This window comes from Modicisalibacter tunisiensis (assembly GCF_020148005.1).
Classification (GTDB): domain Bacteria; phylum Pseudomonadota; class Gammaproteobacteria; order Pseudomonadales; family Halomonadaceae; genus Modicisalibacter; species Modicisalibacter tunisiensis.
In genome coordinates, this window is sequence record NZ_JAGXFD010000001.1 from 1,785,711 (window position 1) to 1,804,620 (window position 18,910).

Sequence of the window (18,910 nt, forward strand, 5' to 3'; positions counted from 1 at the left end):
GAGGCCGATCAGGTGGCCTTGTTGGCGAACTTCTTGAACAGGCCGATGGCCAGCAGCGAGCCGACGATGGCGGTGACGACGGGCCATGCCTGGCTGGCCATGTCGCTGGCCTGGGACTGCAGCTCGCTGAACGCCTGGGAGGCGGCGGAGGGATCGCTGGTGGTCGCGGAGGCGAAGCCGGAGACGACCAGGGCACCGGCCCCGGCGGTCATGGCGAGCGACTTGCGGCCGAGGGTGGCACGAACGTGAGCGATGCGTTGCTTAGCTTGGGTTGCGATGGTCATGTTGAGACTTCCATAAAGCGCTTGAAGGCAAGCATTGAGGTTCCCCACACCCAACCGAGGGCGTAGGCACTAATCAGGGAGCCGATGAGCTCGGGAACGGTCATCATCGTTGGCCCCCCTTTATTGCCCCGAGCCCGAAAACGGCAACGAGCCCGATGCAATAAACCAGGAGCCACAGACTGGTGAACTGGTCAGCGTCCATGGCTCGGGATTCGCTTAACTGGTGGCTTTGACGTCGGCCTTGGGATGGCCGGTCGCAGAGGGCTTGCGTACGGCGATGGCGTGCATGGTCATCTTGCCTTGGGAGACGCGCATCTCGGCGTCGATCTCGAGGTTGCAGGGCATGTTGGGCGCGTGGGCGCGCAGCTGGTCGAGAATCTCGTAGGGCGCGGAGATGGTCATGACTTCGTGGCCGATGCGGTTCTCGTTGTCGGGATCGGCTTCGTTCATCAAGGTGATCTTGGCGCCCTTGATGCCGCCGTCCATGGAGTAGCGCATGGCGCCGAGAACGCGAGCCTGGATGGTGTTGATCATGGTCTTCAGTTCCTTTTCAGCGTGTGTGCTGGGCTGCACGGGTTTGGCAGTGGTGAGCGAGCACGGCTAGCTCTGCGAGGTCCGGTGCGTCGGGGTCGAGCATCCGGGTCAGGTGTTCTGCCTGGGCGTAGAGGAGCGCGGCGTGGCCGTAGTCGCGGCCTTGCAGACACCGCGCGCCCCGCTCCCTCAAGGCTCGGGGCTCCGGGCAGGCGTTTCCCTGCCGCGCCCCCGTGCCCGTCGGTCGATCCGCACGGCAGTCGCCCCCGACCCCGCCGTCAACCGTCGCTGCGCGAGGTGTGACGGCGGGGCCGGTGCCGACTCGGGGAGCCGTGCGACCGACGGGCGACGGGTGACGGGCAGGCAACAACATCTCAGAGCCCCGAGTCGGGTCGCGGGGTGGCTGAGTCAGCCCCGAGGCCGAGGGCAGTCAGATCGCCGCGCTCCAGACGCGACAGGCCGTCCTGCATCAGCAGTTCGCCCAGGGCCGAGGGAGTGAGACGGTGCGTGCCGGCCTGGACCAGGAAGCGCGAGTGGTCGCCCTGGGCCAGGAACACACGAACGGGCTGTTTCTTGCCGGTGGTCATTGGGTGTTCCTCGTGGTGGGGGGTGTGCGAATCGCGCTGCGCATCCAGGAGTGGACGCGTAAGCGCCTGGGAATAAAAAGCGGCCCCGGTGGACGTCGGGAACGGGATGGGGATAACCACGGAGGCCGAAGCGCTGGGAACGTGGGAAGCGACGCAGGAATCAGCGCGAGCAGGAATACGCGGATCGCCCTGGGGCGCGTCATCGAACAGCGCCAGAACGCAGGCCATGGCGTCGTCGAGGGTGGTGAAGCCAGGCAGGGAGCCGGGGAGCATGCCACCGATGAGGGGGCCGGACTCGTTGACGGTGAGCCGGGCATCGCCCTGGGCGTCGCGGTGGTCGTCCAAGCGGACGACGTAGTGATCGAGAGGCGAGTGGTAGATGACACCACGAACCTCGCCATCAACGACGATCTGATAGACGGTGTGGATACCGGAATCGCCGTGGCAGGGAGGAAAGGTGATCATGACCAGTCCTCCGCCTGCAGGCACTGCGTCTGGAGCAGGGCGATGTTGACGAGACGGTAGCGGCCCACCTTCACGGCCGGGAGGTAGCCGCGACGGATATGGCCGTACACGGTGTCGACGGTGAGGCCCGAGAGCTCGGCGAAACGCTCAAGGGTCATCAGTGGCACGTGGGCCGGGACCTGGGGCGCTTGGGGTTGATCCATCTCGTCACCTGCCTTTGTAGGTCTGTGTTAGGCTTTTTTGAGGAAACAGCAGTGGCTGGGCTCTAAAACAGGTAGACTCAAAAATGAGCACAGCCTATTGGGAAGTATACCCAGAGTAGGGCACATGTCAAATAACCTTGCGCAAAAAATCCGGTTGATCCGAGAAGCGGAGACCTCAGGGCGCGCTGAATTTTCGGAACTCATTGGTGTGCCTAAGAAAACGCTGATAGGTATCGAGCAGACCGGGCGAGTACCAAAAGGGGATCTGTTGCAAGCGATATGTACGCAGTGGCCGAAGTACACGCTTTGGCTAATGACGGATCAGGTGAACGAAGCACTGGGCCAGATAAGCCCAGAGATAGAGAGGGCACGCAAAGACTTTAAGCCGACGGGAACGGATACCGAATAGCCAAGCGGGTTGTGGATAGTTGGTATGTGAAGGGTGGGTAGGTGTGGGTAATTATATAAGACATAAGTAATAATAGGTTGCGCGCGAGGGGAAGCTAAGTGGATCCAATCGGTGAATTTCTCAACTCAGTAATGATATTGATTTTTGCATCAGCAACAGGCACCTGGTTTAGTCTTTGGCTGGGTGCTGGTGGGCGATTTTTTAAGGCTAGGCTGGCATTGTGCGCAGTCATTACGATAGTCGCTATTCTGCTATTGCTGAAAACGTCCTTGGTATTGCCTGTAGTCTTGGTGCAGGAATACCCCTTTATAGGATTCGTGGTGGTCACTATTGTTGTTTATGCTGCAATCGTTACGGTATGGGAGCCCATGGAATGGGGGCTAAAAAGGCGCCTTACCAGCCACCCCAAGCCCGCCCGCGCTGCGGATGGAAAGACGGCAGGGGCTGAGCTGCGAAGGGAATGGGAGCAGTTCAAACAGGGATGGCAGGAAGAGTCGAGGAAAGAGCCGACGATTGATCCAGACCCTGAGCCTAAGGGGAAAGAGTCGGCCCAGGAGTCAGCCGACGAAGATATCTACGATCTCTATAAGCAGAATAAGTCCGAGCCCAGTAGTGATCGCAACTACTCCGAAGAATTGATGGACCAAGGCGGAGCCTATGTTGCCCGTACCCACCTGATGTCCCCCTCCGAACGTCAAGTATATAGGGTGTTGGAAAAGGCCTATGGTGACCGTTATCGAATTTTCTGCCAAGTGCGAGTGGTGGATCTGATTCAACCAAATACGAAAAAGTATTTTAGTTGGACAAAGGAATATAAATCGTTATTTCGGCAGATTTCACAGTGGCACTTCGATTATGTGTTATGCGAGAAGAAAGATTTTAAAGTGAAGTGCGTGCTGGAACTGGATGACCAAAGTCATGAGCGGCCGGATCGAAAGAAGCGCGACAGAATTCTGAATCGAGCCTGCGAAGTGGCGGGTATTCGCCTGGAGCGGATGAAGATCAATCACACCGAGAAGCGTATCGAGATCATCCGGTGAACTCGACCTCGACGTGACCGGGCTTGGAACGAGGACGCGAGGGGCCAACGACGATACGGACCTCACGACCCAGACGAGCGAGACAGTCGAGCATCTTGGCTTCGCTGATCCCGCGGAATTGACCACGCAGCAGGCCGGAAAGCTTGGGCTGGGGAATCCCGACGATCTCGGCGGCCTTGGCCTGGGTAAGACGACGACGCTTTATGATCTCGGCGATCTTGGTGGCCAACTGAGCCTTGATCAGCATCTCGTCGGCGTCATTGCGACCGAGGTCGGCATAGACGTTGGTACTGCCTTGTTCGATGTCGATCATGACGAGGAACCTCTCAGGTGCTGTTCGACGGCCTTGAGCCGATCGCGGATCTTGTCCAGGTCGGGCTTGGGAGTGGCGATCCCGCTGCTGGACTTCTTCTGAAAGCAGTGAAGGACGTAGACGGCACCCTGGAACTTAACCGTGTAGACGGCGCGATAGGTGTCACCTTGGTAGTCTTCGACCACCTCGAGGACGCCAGCCGAACCGAAACCCTTGAGCGGCTTGGTCTGGCTGTGCTTGTTGCCGGTCTGCGCCTGATGGAGCGCGTAGCCGAAGACATCCTGAACGTCTTCCGGCATGGCAAGCAGGTCCTTCTTGCTGCTGGCAACCCAGTAGAGCGGTTTGATGGCATCCTCCGAATCCATGGCGGCAGTTTATACCTAGATGGGTATGACGGCAACGCATGGAATGTGACCACATTGTGTCCACGCCCAAGCCCGACAAAGGCGCTAGAAGGCGATTCCGGCCACTGCAAACCACTGATTTTTCAGTCGTAGGCAGACAAAGACCGGCCTCGGATACCCTTCAAAATCCGCCGCTAGCGATAGCGTGTCGGTTCGAGTCCGACCACCGGCACCATGAAATCAAGCACTTAGCGGTTCCCTCCTTGGCTTGGTTTCTCTGTATTTCCCCTCAGTGTCCACAAAATGTCCACGGCTCTTGCCAGTCGGTGGTGCGTATTCCGGCTTGGGTTGCGGCGGTTGCGGTGCCTGCCACTCTCTTCCTTGCTCGGCGAGAAAGCGGCAGGAATAGCATTCCTGGTGTTTCCGTTTTTCCTGTTCTTGTCTTCGAGGCTTTCGTGAGATTTGATTGTTACTTATTGAATCTCAAGGCCCTTTTCATTGGGCTTTTACCATAATTAACATCGATAAACTTCGCCAATTCGGCGCATTGACAATGCCGTTCACTCCGTAGAATCGAGCCTGCTGCATCCCAGCATCCCTGTAATTTGACCGGCGCCTTCGGGCGCCGGTTTTTTTATGTCCGCAAACGACACCGGAAGAGCCATGCCCGGCTCTGCTCGCCCCCTGATCGGCTGACGCCGGTACGCGCCAGGCAGTATGATCGAGGCTCCTGTGAGCCGAGGAGAGAATCATGCCGTTGACACTCTGGCTGTCCCTGGCGGCGGTCTGTGCCATGGGGGCCATGTCGCCGGGGCCCAGCCTGGCCATGGTACTGCGTCATACCCTGGGCGGCGGACGCACGCCGGGCGTCGTCGCGGGGCTCAGCCATGCCCTGGGCGTGGGCCTGTATGCCCTGCTGACTGTCTGGGGACTGGGGGCGGTGGTCAGTCAGGAGCCGGTGCTGTTTCGCATCATCACCTGGGGCGGCGCCGCCTACCTGGCATGGCTGGGCATCAAGGCGCTGCAGGCCGGGCGGGGCGGCGCACTCGAGGCGCAGGCGGCGGTCACCGATCCGCTGCAGGCGGCCCGCGACGGGGTGCTGGTCGCGCTCGGCAACCCCAAGCTGATCCTGTTCTTCGTGGCCCTGCTGAGCCAGTTCGTCAGCCCCGACATGAGCATCGCCGGCAAGGCGCTGATCGTGGCCACGGCCGCCTTGATCGATGGTCTCTGGTACGTGCTGGTGGCGGTTGCGCTGTCGCACTCGGCGGTGCTGCCCTGGCTGCAGGCGCGTGCCCACTGGATCAACCGCCTGACCGGCGTGCTGCTGCTGGCGCTGGCGCTGCGCGTGCTGATCGGCTGAGGCTCACGACTCGATGCGGGCCAGTAGAGTGTCGAGCGGGGCATCGAGTGGCAGCACGCCATAGGCCGGGCTGACCGCCTCGCCGAGCCGGCTGCGGCAGAAGGTCTCGGCGACCTCGTTGGGCGCATGCCGCAGCAGCAGCGACGCCTGAATGCACTGGGCGAGGCGCTGGGTCAGCCAGCGGGCCTCGGCCTCGAGCGCCTCGGCGGGCCGGCCCAGGGTCGCCACCAGGGCGGCCACGGCCCGGTCATAGTCGGCCGACAGGCCGCGTGCGGCGGCGAGCTCGTCGCGCAGGACCTCGATACAGGCCGGGTGACGCTGCAGTACCCGGAGCACGTCCAGGCAGATCACGTTGCCCGAGCCCTCCCAGATCGAGTTGACCGGGGCCTCCCGGTAGAGCCGCGCCAGCGGCGATTCCTCGACGTAACCGATGCCGCCCAGGCACTCCATGGCTTCGGCCATGAAGCCCGGGGCCCGCTTGTTGTGCCAGTACTTGCCCAGCGTCGGCAGCAGGCGAGCGAGCAGCCTTTCGCGCTCGTCGTCGGGGCTGTCGAAGGCGCGGGCGGCGCGCAGCACCAGCGCCAGGCCGGCCTCGGTTTCCAGCGCCAGGTCGGCCACCACCCGGCGCATCAGCGGCTGTTCGGCGAGGGGCTTGCCGAAGGCCTGACGCTGGCGCACATGGTCCCAGGCCTCGACGAGCGCCTGGCGCATCATGCCCACGGGCGCGGTGGCGGCGTCCAGCCGGGTCTGCTGGACCATCTCGAGAATGGTGGCGATGCCGCGACCCGGCTCGCCGATCGGCTCGGCCCAGGCCTCGCGGTACTCGATCTCCGCCGAGGCATTGGCGCGATTGCCGCACTTGTCCTTGAGGCGCTGGAGCTCGATGGCATTGCGTTCGCCGTCGGGGGTGAAGCGCGGGACCAGAAAGCAGCCCAGCCCCGCCTCGGTGAGGGCCAGGGTCAGGAAGGCGTCGGACATCGGCGCGCTGCAGAACCACTTGTGGCCGGTCAGGCGGTAGCCGTCGCCGACGAGTCGGGCGCGGGTCGAGTTGGCGCGCACATCGCTGCCGCCCTGCTTCTCGGTCATCGCCATGCCCAGGGTCGTGGCGGGCTTTTCCCGGGCGGGCACGGCGCGCTCGTCATAGTCCCAGGCCAGCAGCCGGGCCTGCCATTCGTCGTGCACGCGAGGCGCCTGGCGCAGCGCCGGCGTGGCGGCGTGGGTCATGGTCACCGGGCAGCAGAACCCGGGCTCGGCCTGGGTCAGCAGGTAGAGCGCGGCGACGTGCGCCTGATGACCGCCGCGGCCCTCCTCTTCCCAGGCCACGGCGTGCCAGCCGTTGTCGAAGGCCAGGTGCATGAGCTGGTGATAGGCGGGATGGTAGCGGACCTCGTCGAGACGCCGGCCGTAGCGGTCGAACGGCCGAAGCTCCGGCGGGTGGCGGTTGGCCTCCTCGCCGAGCGCCTGGACCGCGCGGCTGCCCACGGCCGCGCCCAGCGGACGCAGGCGGCGGGCGACCCAGTCTGGCGCCTCGCGGGCCAGGGTATCCTGAAGCGGACGGTCGAGAGCGAACAGATCGCGGTCGCCGGGGGGCGGAGGCTGGTTGTCCACCCGGTGGGTGGCGAGCTGGCGGCGCGGGGCGCGATCGGTCATGGCGGGACTCCACGGGCGCACGGAAAACGGCCGATGGACTGAGCATGGGCCGGGGCGGGCAGCGGGTCAATCGACGTTCCTCCTGGGGCCACGGCCGTGCTGCCATTCGATGCCTGTTCCTTGATGGCGCAGCGATGACAGGGGCAGGGCGATCGTGGCATCGTCTAGCGTTCAGCGACAGCAAAGACGTGGACCATGCAGATCTACAGCCAGGATTGTCGTACCCAGAGTGGCGAGCCCTTCAATCTCCGGGCGCTGCGCGGGCAGGTGCTGCTGGTGGTCAATGTCGCCAGCCGCTGCGGCTTCACCCCGCAGCTCGGCGAGCTCGAGCGTCTCTACCGGCGCTATCGCGACCAGGGCTTCACGGTGCTGGCCTTCCCCTGCAACCAGTTCGCGCGCCAGTCGCCGGAAACGGCACGGGCCTTCGGTGCCTTCTGCGAGCGCGAGTACGGCGTCACCTTTCCGGTGATGGAGAAGGTTCGGGTCAACGGCCCCGGGGCGCACCCGCTGTTCGTGATGCTGCGTCGCCAGGCGCCCGGGGTGCTGGGCAGCACGCCGATCAAGTGGAACTTCACCAAGTTCCTGGTCGGTCGCGATGGCCAGGTGATCCGCCGCTTCTCGCCCCGCGACCGGATGGCGCGCATCGTGCCGGAGCTGGAGCGGGCCCTGGAGACGCCGTTCTCGGCCTGAACCGTCCTATCCGTCAGTCCGGCGGCGTCTGGCCGCTGGCCACCAGCAGGCGTTCGATCAGGGTGTTCCAGCGCGGGCGGGCGAGCATGGTCATCATCCCCGAGAACAGCGCCCAGAAGCCCTTGCGCCAGCCGAACAGGCGGCGGTTGTGGGCGACCAGCCGGCGCAGCAGCTGATGATCGTCCAGGGTGTCGTCGCCGGCCACGGACATCTGCTGGCGGGTCAGCACCGGAGCCAGTTCCAGGCGAAAGATCCACTCCAGCTGCTCGAGCGTCAGGTCGTGACGCTCGATCACCGCGACCATGCGTGCGTATTCGGTCTCGCGGGGCTCGTGCTCGCGCCACAGCGGCGCCAGGGCCAGCCACAGCTCGCCGCGCTCGTCGACCAGGGTCTGGGCGTCCTTCACGCCATCCTCCTCGCGATGCGAAACGGAGCGTCATTGTCACACAGTGGCGGACGGCGGGGCAGGGCGGACAGGTCTCCGGCAAATCGCTAGAATACCCGCATCAGTCGCTTCCCGGTCCGGGGAGTGCCCCGCAAGCTCCAGCAACGCCGAGGTCTGACGTGATCATCAAACCCAAGGTTCGCGGTTTCATCTGCACCACCACCCATCCCACCGGCTGCGCGATGAACGTGCTCGAGCAGATCCAGGCGACCCGCCGGGCGATCGGCGCGCGCGGCACCGGCGACGCCTGGCCGAAGAAGGTGCTGGTCATCGGCGCGTCCAGCGGTTACGGCCTGGCGGCGCGCATCACCGCGGCCTTCGGCTACGGCGCCAGTACCCTGGGCGTGTTCTTCGAGAAGCCCGGCACCGAGAGGAAGCCCGGCACCGCCGGCTGGTACAACGCCGCCGCCTTCGACCGCTACGCCAAGGAAGAGGGGCTCTACAGCCGCGCGATCAACGGCGACGCCTTCGCCCACGAGACCCGCGAGAAGGCCATCGAGATGATCAAGGAGGACCTCGGCGAGGTCGACCTGGTGATCTACTCGCTGGCCTCGCCGGTGCGCAAGCTGCCCGACAGCGGCGAGGTGAAGCGCTCCGCGCTCAAGCCGATCGGCGAGACCTACCGCGCCACCGCCATCGACACCAACAAGGACGCCATCATCGAGGCGGAGGTCGAACCGGCCACCCAGCAGGAAATCGACGACACCATCGCGGTGATGGGCGGCGAGGACTGGGAACTGTGGATCGACGCGCTCGACAGGGCCGGCGTGCTGGCCGACGGTGCGCGCAGCGTGGCCTTCAGCTACATCGGCACCGAGATCACCTGGCCGATCTACTGGCACGGGGCCCTGGGCAAGGCCAAGGAGGATCTCGACCGTGCCGCCGGCGAGATCGACAAGCGCCTTGGCGAGACGGGAGGTGGCGCCAACGTCGCGGTGCTCAAGTCGGTGGTCACCCAGGCCAGCGCGGCGATCCCGGTGATGCCGCTGTACATCGCCATGGTCTACCGGGTGATGAAGGAGCAGGGCCTGCACGAGGGCACCATCGATCAGCTCAACCGGCTGTTCCGCGACCGGCTCTACGCCGACGAGGCGCCCGCCACCGACGAGGCCGGCCGGCTGCGTCTCGACGACTGGGAGCTGCGCGACGATGTCCAGCAGGCCTGCAAGGACCTGTGGCCGACGGTGACCACCGACAACCTGTTCGAGATCACCGACTACGCCGGCTACAAGCACGAGTTCCTCAAGCTGTTCGGCTTCGAGCGCGATGACGTGGACTATGACGCCGACGTCGACCCGGTGGTCGACTTCGATGTCGTGCAGCCCTGAGCGCCTGCCGGTGAGGCATGCCGGCAGCCGGGACGGCGAGGGCGGCGATGCTGCACGATAGCCCGGTCGCCTCGACACCCCGGCAGGTCGGCTTCGTGCTGCTGCCGGGGTTCTCGCTGCTCGCCCAGGCCTGCGCGCTGGAGCCGCTGCACGTGGCCAACCGGCTGGCCGGCGAACGTCTCTACACGCCGCTGATCTTCAGCCTGGACGGCCGTGCGGTGAAAAGCGCCGCGGAGCTGGCGCTGTCGCCGAACAGCGTGGCCGGCAGCGATGCCGGGGCGCTGGACCTGCTGCTGGTCTGTGCGCCCTCCCAGGGCGTCGGCGCGCACCCGGCGCTCGAGGCCTGGCTGACGCGCCTGGCCGGGCGCGGCGTGGCGCTGGGCGGTGTCGCCGGGGGCACCGAGGTACTGGCCCGGGCCGGGGTGCTCGACGGTTACCGTGCCACGCTGCCCTGGCAGAATCTGGAAGCCTTCGCCCGGGCGCATCCGGCGGTGCGGGTCGGCCATCAGCTGTTCGAGATCGATCGCGACCGTCTGAGCTGCGGCGGCGGTACCGCGGCGATGGACATGATGATGACCCTGATCGGCCAGCATCACGGCCAGCGGCTCGCCGAGCGCATCTCCGAGCACTTCGTCTGCGAGCGCATCCGCATGGGCGACGAGCCCCAGCATGTGCCGCTGCGCACCCGGCTCGGCCACGCCCCGCAGAGCCTGGTCGACGCCGTGGCGCTGATGGAGTCCAACATCGAGGAGCCGCTGACCACCCATGAGCTGGCCGAGCATCTGGGCATCTCGCGGCGCCAGCTCGAGCGGCTGTTCAAGAAGTACCTGCAGGCGGTGCCCAGCCGCTACTACCTGGACCTGCGCCTGCAGCGCGCGCGCAAGCTGCTGCGCGAGACCGACCAGGCGGTGGGCGACATCGCCCTGCAGACCGGCTTCTCCTCCGGCGCCCACTTCTCCACCGCCTACCGCAACCACTTCGGCATGACGCCCCGCGAGGAGCGGCTGACCTGACGGCGCCGCCTCGTCATCAAGACAATCGCAGTTGGGGCTCTGGCAAGGGGCGTTGTCCACGGACCAGCCCCTGGCTTGACTTGCGATAGCCTTGGCCCCGTCATGCCTTGTGCGCCAGCAGGGCGCGGAACAGCGAGCCCATCATCACCGGCTCGTCGCGCTCGACGACGAACCCGGCGCCCTCCAGCAGCGGCCCCGCCTGACGGGTGATGTCGGTGGCGATGACACGGGTGACGAGGTTGAGCGCGCGCCGTCCCGGGCCGGCGGGATGGCTGTCCGGCTGGAACTTGTCCATCACGCACAGCTGGCCGTCGTCGGCGAGCACCCGGTGCGCCTCCGCCAGCCCGCGCTCCGGGTGCGGCATCACCGCCAGGATCAGGTGCATCACCACCACGTCGAAGTAGCCGTCCGGGTAGCTCAGCGCCGCGGCGTCCATCACCCCGGCCTGGCCGTCGAAGCCCAGGGTCTCGGCCCGGGCACGAAAGCGCCGCACCATCGCCGGGGTGAGGTCGCAGCCGTGCAGCTCGATGTCGCGGGGCAGCCAGGGCAGGTCGAGCCCGGTGCCGCAACCGACGATCAGCACCCGCTGGCCGCCGGCCCAGTCCACCGCCTCGAGCGCACGGCGCCGGGCCCGGCGAAAGGCCCGGTCGGCGACGACGTCGTAGACCGGGGCATAGCAGGCATAGCGCCAGCGGTTCCAGGTGGTGGAATCGATCATGGGCGGGGTCTCCCGGGAAGCCAGGCTGGGTAGTCCATCATGCGCCGGGAGCGTCGGTCAGGAAAGACCGCCCGATGACGGAGGTCATCGGGCGGCGTCGGGCACGGGTGTCAGGCCATGGTATCGACGATGCCGCCCTCGACGCGCAGGGCCGCCCCGGTGGTGGCGCTGGCCTGTTCGGAGGCCGCATAGACGCACAGGTTGGCGACCTCCTCGGGGGTGGCCAGGCGCTGGATGATCGAGGAGGGACGGTTCTCGCGGATGAAGCGTTCCTCCATTTCTTCCTGCGACACGCCCTGTTCCTCGGCGGCCTGGCGGATCATCTCGAGCACGCCCTCGGAGCGGGTCGGCCCGGGCAGGATGGCGTTGACGGTGACCCGGGTGCCGCTGAGCACCTTGGCCAGCCCGCGCGAGATCGACTGCACGGCGGACTTGGTCATGCCGTAGTGGACCATCTCGCTGGGGATGTTGAGCCCCGACTCGCTGGAGATGAACTGGATGCGCCCCCAGTCGCGGGCCTTCATGCCCTGCGCGTAGTGGCGCGACAGGCGCACCGCGCTCATCACGTTGACGTCGAAGAACTGTTGCCAGGTGGCGTCGTCGACCTCGAAGAAGTCCTGCGGACCGAAGATGCCCACGTTGTTGACCAGGATATCAGTCTCCGGCCGAGCGTCGATCAACGCACGGCAGCCCTCGGCGGTGCCCAGGTCGGCGGCCACGCCCGATACGGCCGCCCCCGGCACGGCCTGCCTGATGGTCTCGATCGCCGCGTCGACGCGGGCCTGGGTGCGCCCGGTGACGGTGACCTCGGCGCCGGACTCGGCGAGCCCCCGGGCGATGGCGAAGCCGATGCCGGCGGTGGAGCCGGTGACGATGGCGCTCTTCCCGGAAAGGTCGATCTGCATGCGAAACACTCCTTGTCGTGTGCGGATAACTTGTCGTGTGCGGATAAGACGGCGACGCTGCGCCGATCCCAATGTGTAGTCTGCTAAAAGAGGTGGCGGTGCCCGGGCGCGACTTCAAGGCCTGTTCGACGATTACCCTCTCGCCGCTTTTCATAATTCGCCGTCCCATCGCTGTAAGCCCCGGGGGCTTGCGCTCCTTATACTCGAGGGATCGACTCGATCACTGCATCGCATTTCCCCAGACCCACCGGATGGAGACCGACATGGACTACACCCCGACCCGCGACGACTTCGATCGCTACATGGTGCCCAACTACGCCCCACAGAAAGTGATTCCCGTGCGCGGCGAGGGCAGTCGCCTGTGGGATCAGCAGGGCCGCGAGTACATCGACTTCGCCGGCGGCATCGCGGTGAACTCGCTGGGGCACTGCCATCCGGTACTGGTCAACGCGCTCAAGGAACAGGCCGACAGGCTCTGGCATCTGTCCAACGTCTATACCAACGAGCCGGCGCTCAAGCTGGCGCGGGCGCTGACCGAGCGCACCTTCGCCGACAAGGTCTACCTGTGCTCTTCCGGCGGCGAGGCCAACGAGGCCGCGCTCAAGCTGGCCCGGCGCTGGGCCCACGACACCCACGGCGAGCGCAAGCACAAGATCGTCTCGTTCCGCCAGTCGTTCCACGGCCGCACCTTCTTCACCGTCAGCGTCGGCGGTCAGCCCAAGTATTCGCAGGGCTTCGGGCCGGTACCGGGCGGCATCGTCCACGGCGAGTTCAACGACCTCGACAGCGTGCGCGAGCTGATCGACGCCGACACCTGCGCGGTGATCGTCGAGCCGATGCAGGGCGAGGGCGGCATCGTGCCGGCCACCCAGGCGTTTCTCGAAGGCCTGCGTGCGCTGTGCGACGAGCACCAGACACTGCTGATCTTCGACGAGGTGCAGTCGGGCATGGGCCGCCCGGGCACGCTGTTCGCCTACATGCGCTACGGTGTCACCCCGGACATCCTGACCAGCGCCAAGTCGCTGGGTGGCGGCTTCCCGGTAGGGGCGATGCTCACCACCGAACAGGTCGCCAGGGTCTTCACGCTGGGCACCCACGGCTCCACCTACGGCGGCAACGCCCTGGCCTCCGCCGTGGCGCTGGCCGCGCTCGAGCACATCGACACCCCCGAGGTACTCGAGGGCGTGCAGCGTCGCCACGAGCGCTTCCGCGAGCATCTCGAGGCGCTCAACGCCAAGTACGGCGTGTTCGGCGAGGTGCGCGGCATGGGGCTGCTGATCGGCGCGGCGATGGCGCCCGAGTACGAGGGGCGGGCCAAGGACATCCTGCCGCTGGCCATCGAGGAAGGGCTGATGGCGCTGATCGCCGGTCCCAACGTGCTGCGCATGGCGCCGTCGCTGGTGATTCCCGAGGCCGACATCGACGAGGGCATGGCGCGTCTCGACCGCGCCCTGGCCCGCTTCGTCGCGTCCGCATGAACGGTCACGCGCCAACCACGGGAGGAAACGCCATGCTGGTCGTGCGCCCTGCCAAGCCCGCCGACCTGCCGGGCCTCGAGCGACTGGCGGGGACGGCCACCCCGCGGCTGACCAATCTGCCGGCGCATCGCGATCGCCTCGAGGAACGCATCACCCGCTCGCAGCGCTCGCTGGCCCGCGAGATCGACTTTCCCGGCGACGAGAGCTACACCTTCGTGCTCGAGGACCTCGAGCGCGGCGAGATCGCCGGGACCGCCACCATCCGTGCCCATGCCGGCGCCCACGAGGCGTACTACACCTATCGCCAGGAAACGCTGATCCACGCCTCGCAGCAGCTCAACGTGCGCCGCGAGGTGCAGACGCTGTCGCTGTCCCACGAGGTCTCGGACGCCAGCCTGCTGTGCGCGCTGTCGCTGGACCCGCGCTACAAGGGCACCAGCGCCGAGAGCCTGCTGCGCCGCTCGCGGCTGATGTTCATCGCCCAGTACCCGGAGCGCTTCGCCGAGCTCCTGGCGATCGCCTTTCCCGGCTATCTGGATGCCGACGGCGAGTCGCCGTTCTGGAACAGTGTCGGCCGCCACTTCTTCGCCCGCGGCTATCAGGAGATGAATCACCTGGCCGGGGTGCGCTCGAAGAGCTTCATCGCCGAGGTGATGCCGCAGTTCCCGCTCTACCTGCCGCTGCTCACCCCGGCGGCGCGGGCGGCGATCGGCCGCGAGCACCCGGCCCACGAGACGGCGCTGGCGGAAATGCTCGCCGAGGGCTTCGCCCGCTCGCGGCACGTCGACATCTTCGACGCCGGCCCGGTGATCAAGGCCGAGCGCGAGCGGCTGGCGACCTTCCGCCACAGCACCTGGCATCCGGTGCGCATCCGCCCGGCCACGGCGCTGCCGGATGCCGAGCCGGCGCTGATCGCCAACCAGAAGCTCGAGGGCTTCCGCTGCGTGGTGGCGCGCTATGCGCTGTCGCCCACCGGCCAGCTGATGCTCTCGCCCGAGCATGCCGCTGAGCTCGGCGTGGAGGAGGGCCGTGCGGTGCTCGCCGCCCCGCTGGGCCTGCCGGACGCCGATGACGCCTTCGACGAGGGGGAACTGTAATGCGCATTCGACCCATCGCCCGCGGCGATCTCGACGGCCTGCAGCGGCTCGCCCGCGAGACCGGCGTCGGCTTCACCTCGCTGCCGGACAACCGCGACTTCCTGGCCGGCAAGATCGAGTCCGCCGCCCGGGCCTTCGAGGAACGCGTGCCGGCCGAGGAGCGGCTGTACTTCTTCGTGCTCGAGGACGACGAGCGCGGCGAGCTGGCCGGCTGCTGCGCCATCGAGGCGCAGGTAGGCCGCGAGGTGCCGTTCTACCACTACCGGGTGGGCACGCTGGCGCACTCGTCGGTGCAGCTCGACCTGCACCGCACCATCGACACGCTGTTCCTGAGCTCGGACCACACCGGCGACGCCGAGGTGGCCTCGCTCTACCTGCGTCCGGAGTATCGTCGCCACCGCAACGGCGCGCTGCTCTCCAAGGCGCGCTGGCTGTTCATGGCGCAGTTCCGCAGCGGCTTTCCCGACAAGGTGCTCGCCGAGATGCGCGGCAAGTTCGATGCCAACGGCATCAGCCCCTTCTGGCAGTGTCTGGGCAGCCACTTCTTCCCCATGGACTTCAATGAAGCGGACAGACTGACTGGATTAGGCCAAAAGAGCTTCATCGGCGAGCTGATGCCCAAGTTCCCGATCTACACGCCCTTCCTCACCGAGGAGGCGCGGGCCTGCATCGGTGCCGTCCACGACGACACCCGACCCGCGCTGGAGATGCTCAAGAAGGAGGGCCTGCGCTGGGAGGGCTACATCGACATCTTCGACGGCGGCCCCACCGTGGAGGCCTACATCGATGACGTGCGCGCGGTTCGCCATTCGCGGCTGTGCCCGGTGGAAGTCGCCGGCAGCGAGCCGGAATCCACCGAGCGCCCCGCCTGGCTGGTGGCGACCACCGAGATGGCCGACTTCCGGGCCGCCTGGGTGGGTCGCGGGCCCGGCGCGGACGGCACCCTGACCCTCAGCGACACGGAAGCCCGCCGCCTGGGTGTCACCACCGGCGACAGCCTGCGGGTTCTGGAAACCTAAGCTCGAAACCTGGGAGTCCCTCATGCAAGCCCGACAACAACTCTTCATCGGCGGCGCCTGGGTCGACGGCGCCGCCGACACGCTGACCAAGCATGATCCGATCACCGGCGACGCCCTGTGGCAGGGCGTCAGCGCCAGTGCCGCCCAGGTGGGCGAGGCGGTGGCCGCCGCCCGCACGGCGTTTCCCGGCTGGGCGCGCCAGACCTTCGAGGCGCGGCTGGCGGTGGTCGAGCGCTTCCGCGACCAGCTCGAGGCTCATCGCGAGCCCCTGGCCGAAAGCATCGCCCGGGAAACCGGCAAGCCGCTGTGGGAAGCGCGGACCGAGGTAGGCGCGATGATCGCCAAGGTGGCGATCTCGGTGACCGCCCATCACGAGCGCACCGGCGAGCGCAGCCGCGATGCGGGCGGCACCACGGCGGTGCTGCGCCATCGCCCCCACGGCGTGCTGGCGGTGTTCGGCCCCTACAACTTCCCAGGCCACCTGCCCAACGGGCACATGGTCCCGGCGCTGCTGGCCGGCAACAGCGTGGTCTTCAAGCCCAGCGAGATCACTCCGCGCACCGCCGACCTGACCCTGCAGTGCTGGCAGGCTGCCGGGCTGCCCGACGGCGTGATCAACCTGGTGCAGGGCGGCGCGCCGGTGGGTCAGGCGCTGGCCGGGGCCGACGACATCGACGGGCTGCTGTTCACCGGCAGCGCGCGTACCGGCAAGCTGCTGCACAAGCAGTTCGCCGGCCAGGTCGACAAGATCCTCGCCCTGGAACTGGGCGGCAACAACCCGCTGGTGGTCAAGGACGTGCCGGACGAGGCCGCCGCGGTGCTGACCATTCTGCAGTCGGCGTTCCTCTCCGGCGGCCAGCGCTGCACCTGCGCGCGGCGGCTGATGGTGCCCGAGGGCGCCGTCGGCGACCGCCTGATCGAGGCGCTGGTCGCGGCCATCGGTGATCTTCGCGTCGCCGCACCGTTCAGCGAACCGGCGCCGTTCTACGGCGGGCTGGCCACGGTGGCCGCCGCCGACGGGCTGCTCGCGGCCCAGGACGATCTCGAGACGCGCGGCGCCACCGTGCTGGCGCGGATGCGTCGCCTGGTCGAGGGCACCAGCCTGCTCAGCCCCGGGCTGATCGACGTCACCGGCTGCGACGTGCCCGACGAGGAGCACTTCGGCCCGCTGCTCAAGGTGCACCGCTACCGCGACTGGGACGAGGCCATCACCCTGGCCAACGATACCCGCTACGGGCTTTCCGCCGGGCTGATCGGCGGCGAGCCGGCCGACTGGGACGACTTCCTGCTGCGCATCCGCGCGGGCATCGTCAACTGGAACCGCCAGACCACCGGCGCCTCCAGCGACGCGCCCTTCGGCGGCATCGGCGACAGCGGCAACCATCGGCCGAGCGCCTACTACGCCGCCGACTACTGCGCCTATCCGGTCGCCTCGATGGAAAGCGAGTCGCTGGCGCTGCCCGAGAACCTGCCGCCGGGGGTGACATTATGAGCGATGCCGTGAGCGACTCCACACCGCGGGCCGACGCCCGCGAGGTCAACTTCGACGGCCTGGTCGGGCCCACCCACAACTACGCCGGGCTGGCCCACGGCAACGTGGCGTCGATGCGCCATGGCGGCCTGGCTTCCAGCCCGAAGGAAGCGGCGCTGCAGGGCCTGGCCAAGATGAAGGCCCTGCACGAGGCGGGCTACGCCCAGGGGGTACTGCCCCCGCAGCAGCGCCCCGACCTCGGCGCGCTGCGCGATCTGGGCTTCTCCGGCAGCAACGCTCAGGTGCTCGAGCGCGCCGCCCGCGAGGCGCCGCAGATCCTGCGCGCGGTGTGTTCGGCGTCGTCGATGTGGACGGCCAACGCCGCCACGGTGACGCCGAGCCGTGACGCGCCGGACGGCCGGGTGCACGTCACCCCGGCCAACCTGCAGTCGAGCTTTCATCGCTTCCTCGAGCCGCGGACCACCGGCCGTGTGCTGGCGGCGATCTTCCGCGACGAGGCGCGCTTCGCCCATCACCCGGCGCTGCCGGCGACCCCGGCGTTCTCCGACGAGGGCGCGGCCAACCATACCCGGCTGTGCGGCGATCACGGCGAGCCGGGCGTGCATCTCTACGTCTACGGGCGTCGGGCGTTTCCCGGCGAGGGGCCGGCGAGCCGCGAGCCGCAGCGCTTCCCGGCCCGCCAGACCCTGGAAGCCAGCCAGGCGGTGGCCCGCCAGCACGGCCTCGATGCCACGCAGGTGGTGTTCGCCCAGCAGCATCCCGACGCCATCGATGCCGGCGTCTTCCACAACGACGTGATCGCGGTGGGCAACGGCCCGGTGCTGCTCTATCACGAGATGGCGTTTCTCGACGAGCAAGGCACGCTCGACGAGCTGCGCCGCAAGATGGCCTCGCCGCTGATCCCGGTGCGCGTGCCCGGCGAGGCGGTGAGCCTCGACGACGCGGTGAGCTCGTACCTGTTCAATTCGCAGCTGCTCTCCGACCCCGACGGCAGCGGGGCGATGACCCTGGTGGTGCCCGGCGAGTGTCAGGAGAACGAGGCGGTGTGGCGGACCATCCAGGACCTGCTGCTGGCCGGGCACAACCCGATCGGCGAGGTGGTGGTCAAGGACGTCAAGCAGAGCATGCGCAACGGCGGCGGCCCGGCCTGTCTGCGGCTGCGGGTGGTGCTCGACGCCGCCGAGCGCGCCGGGCTGTCCGGCCGGGTGCTGCTCGACGACGCGCTCTACGGCGATCTCGTCGCCTGGGTCGAGCGTCACTATCGCGACACCCTGACCCCGGCCGATCTCGCCGACCCGCAGCTCGCCGAGGAGACGCTCACCGCGCTCGACGAGCTGACGCGGCTGCTCGAGATCGGCAGCGTCTATCCGTTCCAGCTGTAGCGGCTGGCACCGAGGCCGCGGTGTCGCGACTGAAGTCGCTCCCACGGTGAAGCCGCTGTGCTCGAGGCCGGGTCCTGTGGGAGGGATTCATCCCCGATGGCGGTGGCTCGGTGGTGGATGCACCGCGACTGAAGTCGCTCCCACTCCAGCCCGCCGG

22 protein-coding genes are annotated in these 18,910 nt (G+C 67.2%); 11 read left to right on the top strand and 11 right to left on the bottom strand.

Annotated features, from left to right (window positions below; translation table 11 throughout):
- Positions 1-8: 8 nt before the first annotated feature.
- The 5 genes from KGQ91_RS08335 to KGQ91_RS08355 all read right to left on the bottom strand — a co-directional run bounded on the left by KGQ91_RS08335 (position 9) and on the right by KGQ91_RS08355 (position 2,070).
- Complete coding sequence (locus KGQ91_RS08335) at positions 9-284, bottom strand: major coat protein (RefSeq protein WP_224420749.1); 276 nt, start codon at positions 282-284, stop codon at positions 9-11.
- A 103-nt stretch (positions 285-387) separates the two neighbouring features.
- Positions 388-486, bottom strand: a complete 99-nt coding sequence (locus KGQ91_RS16850) for a tail virion protein G7P-2 (RefSeq protein WP_224415521.1) — start codon at positions 484-486, stop codon at positions 388-390.
- Between the two features lie 14 nt (positions 487-500).
- On the bottom strand, positions 501-818 hold the full coding sequence (locus KGQ91_RS08345; protein ID WP_224420750.1) for a hypothetical protein: 318 nt from the start codon (positions 816-818) through the stop codon (positions 501-503).
- A gap of 371 nt (positions 819-1,189) precedes the next feature.
- Positions 1,190-1,867, bottom strand: coding sequence for a hypothetical protein (locus KGQ91_RS08350; RefSeq protein WP_224415519.1), 678 nt, complete (start codon positions 1,865-1,867; stop codon positions 1,190-1,192).
- Positions 1,864-2,070: a helix-turn-helix domain-containing protein gene (locus KGQ91_RS08355; RefSeq protein WP_224415518.1), complete on the bottom strand. Its 207-nt coding sequence runs from the start codon at positions 2,068-2,070 to the stop codon at positions 1,864-1,866. The genes KGQ91_RS08350 and KGQ91_RS08355 overlap by 4 nt, the downstream gene beginning before the upstream one ends.
- A 124-nt stretch (positions 2,071-2,194) precedes the next feature.
- Between KGQ91_RS08355 and KGQ91_RS08360 the strand changes: the two genes are divergently transcribed.
- Together KGQ91_RS08360 and KGQ91_RS16800 are read left to right on the top strand one after the other, a co-directional pair.
- The gene (locus KGQ91_RS08360) at positions 2,195-2,479 is read left to right on the top strand and encodes a helix-turn-helix domain-containing protein (protein ID WP_224415517.1); all 285 of its coding nucleotides are present in this window, start codon (positions 2,195-2,197) and stop codon (positions 2,477-2,479) included.
- Positions 2,480-2,577: 98 nt separating this feature from the next.
- On the top strand, positions 2,578-3,519 hold the full coding sequence (locus KGQ91_RS16800; protein ID WP_224415516.1) for a DUF2726 domain-containing protein: 942 nt from the start codon (positions 2,578-2,580) through the stop codon (positions 3,517-3,519).
- Here KGQ91_RS16800 and KGQ91_RS08370 read toward each other — a convergent pair.
- On the bottom strand, positions 3,509-3,832 hold the full coding sequence (locus KGQ91_RS08370) for a helix-turn-helix domain-containing protein (RefSeq protein WP_129139280.1): 324 nt from the start codon (positions 3,830-3,832) through the stop codon (positions 3,509-3,511). The two genes, KGQ91_RS16800 and KGQ91_RS08370, sit on opposite strands and share 11 nt — an antisense overlap.
- A complete protein-coding gene (locus tag KGQ91_RS08375; protein ID WP_224415515.1) occupies positions 3,829-4,197 on the bottom strand; it encodes a type II toxin-antitoxin system RelE/ParE family toxin in 369 nt (122 codons plus the stop codon). The genes KGQ91_RS08370 and KGQ91_RS08375 overlap by 4 nt, the downstream gene beginning before the upstream one ends.
- Positions 4,198-4,927: 730 nt before the next feature.
- Between KGQ91_RS08375 and KGQ91_RS08380 the strand changes: the two genes are divergently transcribed.
- Positions 4,928-5,536 carry a LysE family translocator gene (locus KGQ91_RS08380; RefSeq protein ID WP_224420751.1) on the top strand — a complete coding sequence of 203 codons (609 nt, stop codon included), beginning with the start codon at positions 4,928-4,930 and terminating at the stop codon, positions 5,534-5,536.
- 3 nt (positions 5,537-5,539) lie between these two features.
- On the opposite strand, the gene KGQ91_RS08385 is transcribed toward KGQ91_RS08380, so the two are convergent.
- Positions 5,540-7,186 carry an acyl-CoA dehydrogenase family protein gene (locus tag KGQ91_RS08385; protein WP_224420752.1) on the bottom strand — a complete coding sequence of 549 codons (1,647 nt, stop codon included), beginning with the start codon at positions 7,184-7,186 and terminating at the stop codon, positions 5,540-5,542.
- Positions 7,187-7,381: 195 nt separating this feature from the next.
- Here KGQ91_RS08385 and KGQ91_RS08390 point away from each other — a divergent pair, with 195 nt between their 5' ends.
- On the top strand, positions 7,382-7,876 hold the full coding sequence (locus KGQ91_RS08390; RefSeq protein WP_163647746.1) for a glutathione peroxidase: 495 nt from the start codon (positions 7,382-7,384) through the stop codon (positions 7,874-7,876).
- A gap of 13 nt (positions 7,877-7,889) precedes the next feature.
- On the opposite strand, the gene KGQ91_RS08395 is transcribed toward KGQ91_RS08390, so the two are convergent.
- Positions 7,890-8,282 (bottom strand): DUF7079 family protein, encoded by a 393-nt coding sequence (locus KGQ91_RS08395; RefSeq protein WP_163647745.1) that lies wholly within the window; start codon positions 8,280-8,282, stop codon positions 7,890-7,892.
- A 158-nt stretch (positions 8,283-8,440) separates the two neighbouring features.
- Here KGQ91_RS08395 and fabV point away from each other — a divergent pair, with 158 nt between their 5' ends.
- Both fabV and KGQ91_RS08405 read left to right on the top strand, forming a co-directional pair.
- Complete coding sequence (gene fabV / locus KGQ91_RS08400) at positions 8,441-9,649, top strand: enoyl-ACP reductase FabV (protein WP_163647744.1); 1,209 nt, start codon at positions 8,441-8,443, stop codon at positions 9,647-9,649.
- Between the two features lie 47 nt (positions 9,650-9,696).
- Entirely contained in the window at positions 9,697-10,662 is a 966-nt protein-coding gene (locus tag KGQ91_RS08405) for a GlxA family transcriptional regulator (protein WP_205596189.1), read from the top strand.
- Positions 10,663-10,762: 100 nt separating this feature from the next.
- Here the strand turns inward: KGQ91_RS08405 and KGQ91_RS08410 are convergent, their stop codons facing one another.
- The gene (locus KGQ91_RS08410; protein ID WP_163647743.1) at positions 10,763-11,380 is read right to left on the bottom strand and encodes a class I SAM-dependent methyltransferase; all 618 of its coding nucleotides are present in this window, start codon (positions 11,378-11,380) and stop codon (positions 10,763-10,765) included.
- Between the two features lie 110 nt (positions 11,381-11,490).
- Complete coding sequence (locus KGQ91_RS08415; RefSeq protein ID WP_163647742.1) at positions 11,491-12,285, bottom strand: SDR family NAD(P)-dependent oxidoreductase; 795 nt, start codon at positions 12,283-12,285, stop codon at positions 11,491-11,493.
- 263 nt (positions 12,286-12,548) lie between these two features.
- On the opposite strand from KGQ91_RS08415, the gene KGQ91_RS08420 reads away from it, so the two are divergent.
- The 5 genes from KGQ91_RS08420 to astB are packed head-to-tail and all read left to right on the top strand — an operon-like array spanning position 12,549 to position 18,753.
- Positions 12,549-13,763: an aspartate aminotransferase family protein gene (locus KGQ91_RS08420; protein WP_224420753.1), complete on the top strand. Its 1,215-nt coding sequence runs from the start codon at positions 12,549-12,551 to the stop codon at positions 13,761-13,763.
- A gap of 32 nt (positions 13,764-13,795) precedes the next feature.
- Positions 13,796-14,860: an arginine N-succinyltransferase gene (locus KGQ91_RS08425; RefSeq protein ID WP_163647740.1), complete on the top strand. Its 1,065-nt coding sequence runs from the start codon at positions 13,796-13,798 to the stop codon at positions 14,858-14,860.
- Entirely contained in the window at positions 14,860-15,879 is a 1,020-nt protein-coding gene (gene astA, locus KGQ91_RS08430; RefSeq protein ID WP_224420754.1) for an arginine N-succinyltransferase, read from the top strand. The genes KGQ91_RS08425 and astA overlap by 1 nt, the downstream gene beginning before the upstream one ends.
- A gap of 22 nt (positions 15,880-15,901) precedes the next feature.
- Positions 15,902-17,371 carry a succinylglutamate-semialdehyde dehydrogenase gene (astD, locus tag KGQ91_RS08435; RefSeq protein ID WP_224420755.1) on the top strand — a complete coding sequence of 490 codons (1,470 nt, stop codon included), beginning with the start codon at positions 15,902-15,904 and terminating at the stop codon, positions 17,369-17,371.
- Positions 17,368-18,753, top strand: coding sequence for an N-succinylarginine dihydrolase (gene astB, locus KGQ91_RS08440; protein ID WP_224420756.1), 1,386 nt, complete (start codon positions 17,368-17,370; stop codon positions 18,751-18,753). Before astD ends, astB begins: the two co-directional genes overlap by 4 nt.
- Positions 18,754-18,910 lie beyond the last annotated feature (157 nt).

What these genes read in the sequence shown, in the direction of transcription:
- KGQ91_RS08335 (WP_224420749.1), bottom strand. Translation starts at nt 284, where the DNA reads ATGACCATCGCAACCCAAGCTAAGCAACGCATCGCTCACGTTCGTGCC.
- KGQ91_RS16850 (WP_224415521.1), bottom strand. Translation starts at nt 486, where the DNA reads ATGGACGCTGACCAGTTCACCAGTCTGTGGCTCCTGGTTTATTGCATC.
- KGQ91_RS08345 (WP_224420750.1), bottom strand. Translation starts at nt 818, where the DNA reads ATGATCAACACCATCCAGGCTCGCGTTCTCGGCGCCATGCGCTACTCC.
- KGQ91_RS08350 (WP_224415519.1), bottom strand. Translation starts at nt 1,867, where the DNA reads ATGATCACCTTTCCTCCCTGCCACGGCGATTCCGGTATCCACACCGTC.
- KGQ91_RS08355 (WP_224415518.1), bottom strand. Translation starts at nt 2,070, where the DNA reads ATGGATCAACCCCAAGCGCCCCAGGTCCCGGCCCACGTGCCACTGATG.
- KGQ91_RS08360 (WP_224415517.1), top strand. Translation starts at nt 2,195, where the DNA reads ATGTCAAATAACCTTGCGCAAAAAATCCGGTTGATCCGAGAAGCGGAG.
- KGQ91_RS08370 (WP_129139280.1), bottom strand. Translation starts at nt 3,832, where the DNA reads ATGATCGACATCGAACAAGGCAGTACCAACGTCTATGCCGACCTCGGT.
- KGQ91_RS08375 (WP_224415515.1), bottom strand. Translation starts at nt 4,197, where the DNA reads ATGGATTCGGAGGATGCCATCAAACCGCTCTACTGGGTTGCCAGCAGC.
- KGQ91_RS08380 (WP_224420751.1), top strand. Translation starts at nt 4,928, where the DNA reads ATGCCGTTGACACTCTGGCTGTCCCTGGCGGCGGTCTGTGCCATGGGG.
- KGQ91_RS08385 (WP_224420752.1), bottom strand. Translation starts at nt 7,186, where the DNA reads ATGACCGATCGCGCCCCGCGCCGCCAGCTCGCCACCCACCGGGTGGAC.
- KGQ91_RS08390 (WP_163647746.1), top strand. Translation starts at nt 7,382, where the DNA reads ATGCAGATCTACAGCCAGGATTGTCGTACCCAGAGTGGCGAGCCCTTC.
- KGQ91_RS08405 (WP_205596189.1), top strand. Translation starts at nt 9,697, where the DNA reads ATGCTGCACGATAGCCCGGTCGCCTCGACACCCCGGCAGGTCGGCTTC.
- KGQ91_RS08410 (WP_163647743.1), bottom strand. Translation starts at nt 11,380, where the DNA reads ATGATCGATTCCACCACCTGGAACCGCTGGCGCTATGCCTGCTATGCC.
- KGQ91_RS08415 (WP_163647742.1), bottom strand. Translation starts at nt 12,285, where the DNA reads ATGCAGATCGACCTTTCCGGGAAGAGCGCCATCGTCACCGGCTCCACC.
- KGQ91_RS08420 (WP_224420753.1), top strand. Translation starts at nt 12,549, where the DNA reads ATGGACTACACCCCGACCCGCGACGACTTCGATCGCTACATGGTGCCC.
- KGQ91_RS08425 (WP_163647740.1), top strand. Translation starts at nt 13,796, where the DNA reads ATGCTGGTCGTGCGCCCTGCCAAGCCCGCCGACCTGCCGGGCCTCGAG.
- astA (WP_224420754.1), top strand. Translation starts at nt 14,860, where the DNA reads ATGCGCATTCGACCCATCGCCCGCGGCGATCTCGACGGCCTGCAGCGG.
- astD (WP_224420755.1), top strand. Translation starts at nt 15,902, where the DNA reads ATGCAAGCCCGACAACAACTCTTCATCGGCGGCGCCTGGGTCGACGGC.
- astB (WP_224420756.1), top strand. Translation starts at nt 17,368, where the DNA reads ATGAGCGATGCCGTGAGCGACTCCACACCGCGGGCCGACGCCCGCGAG.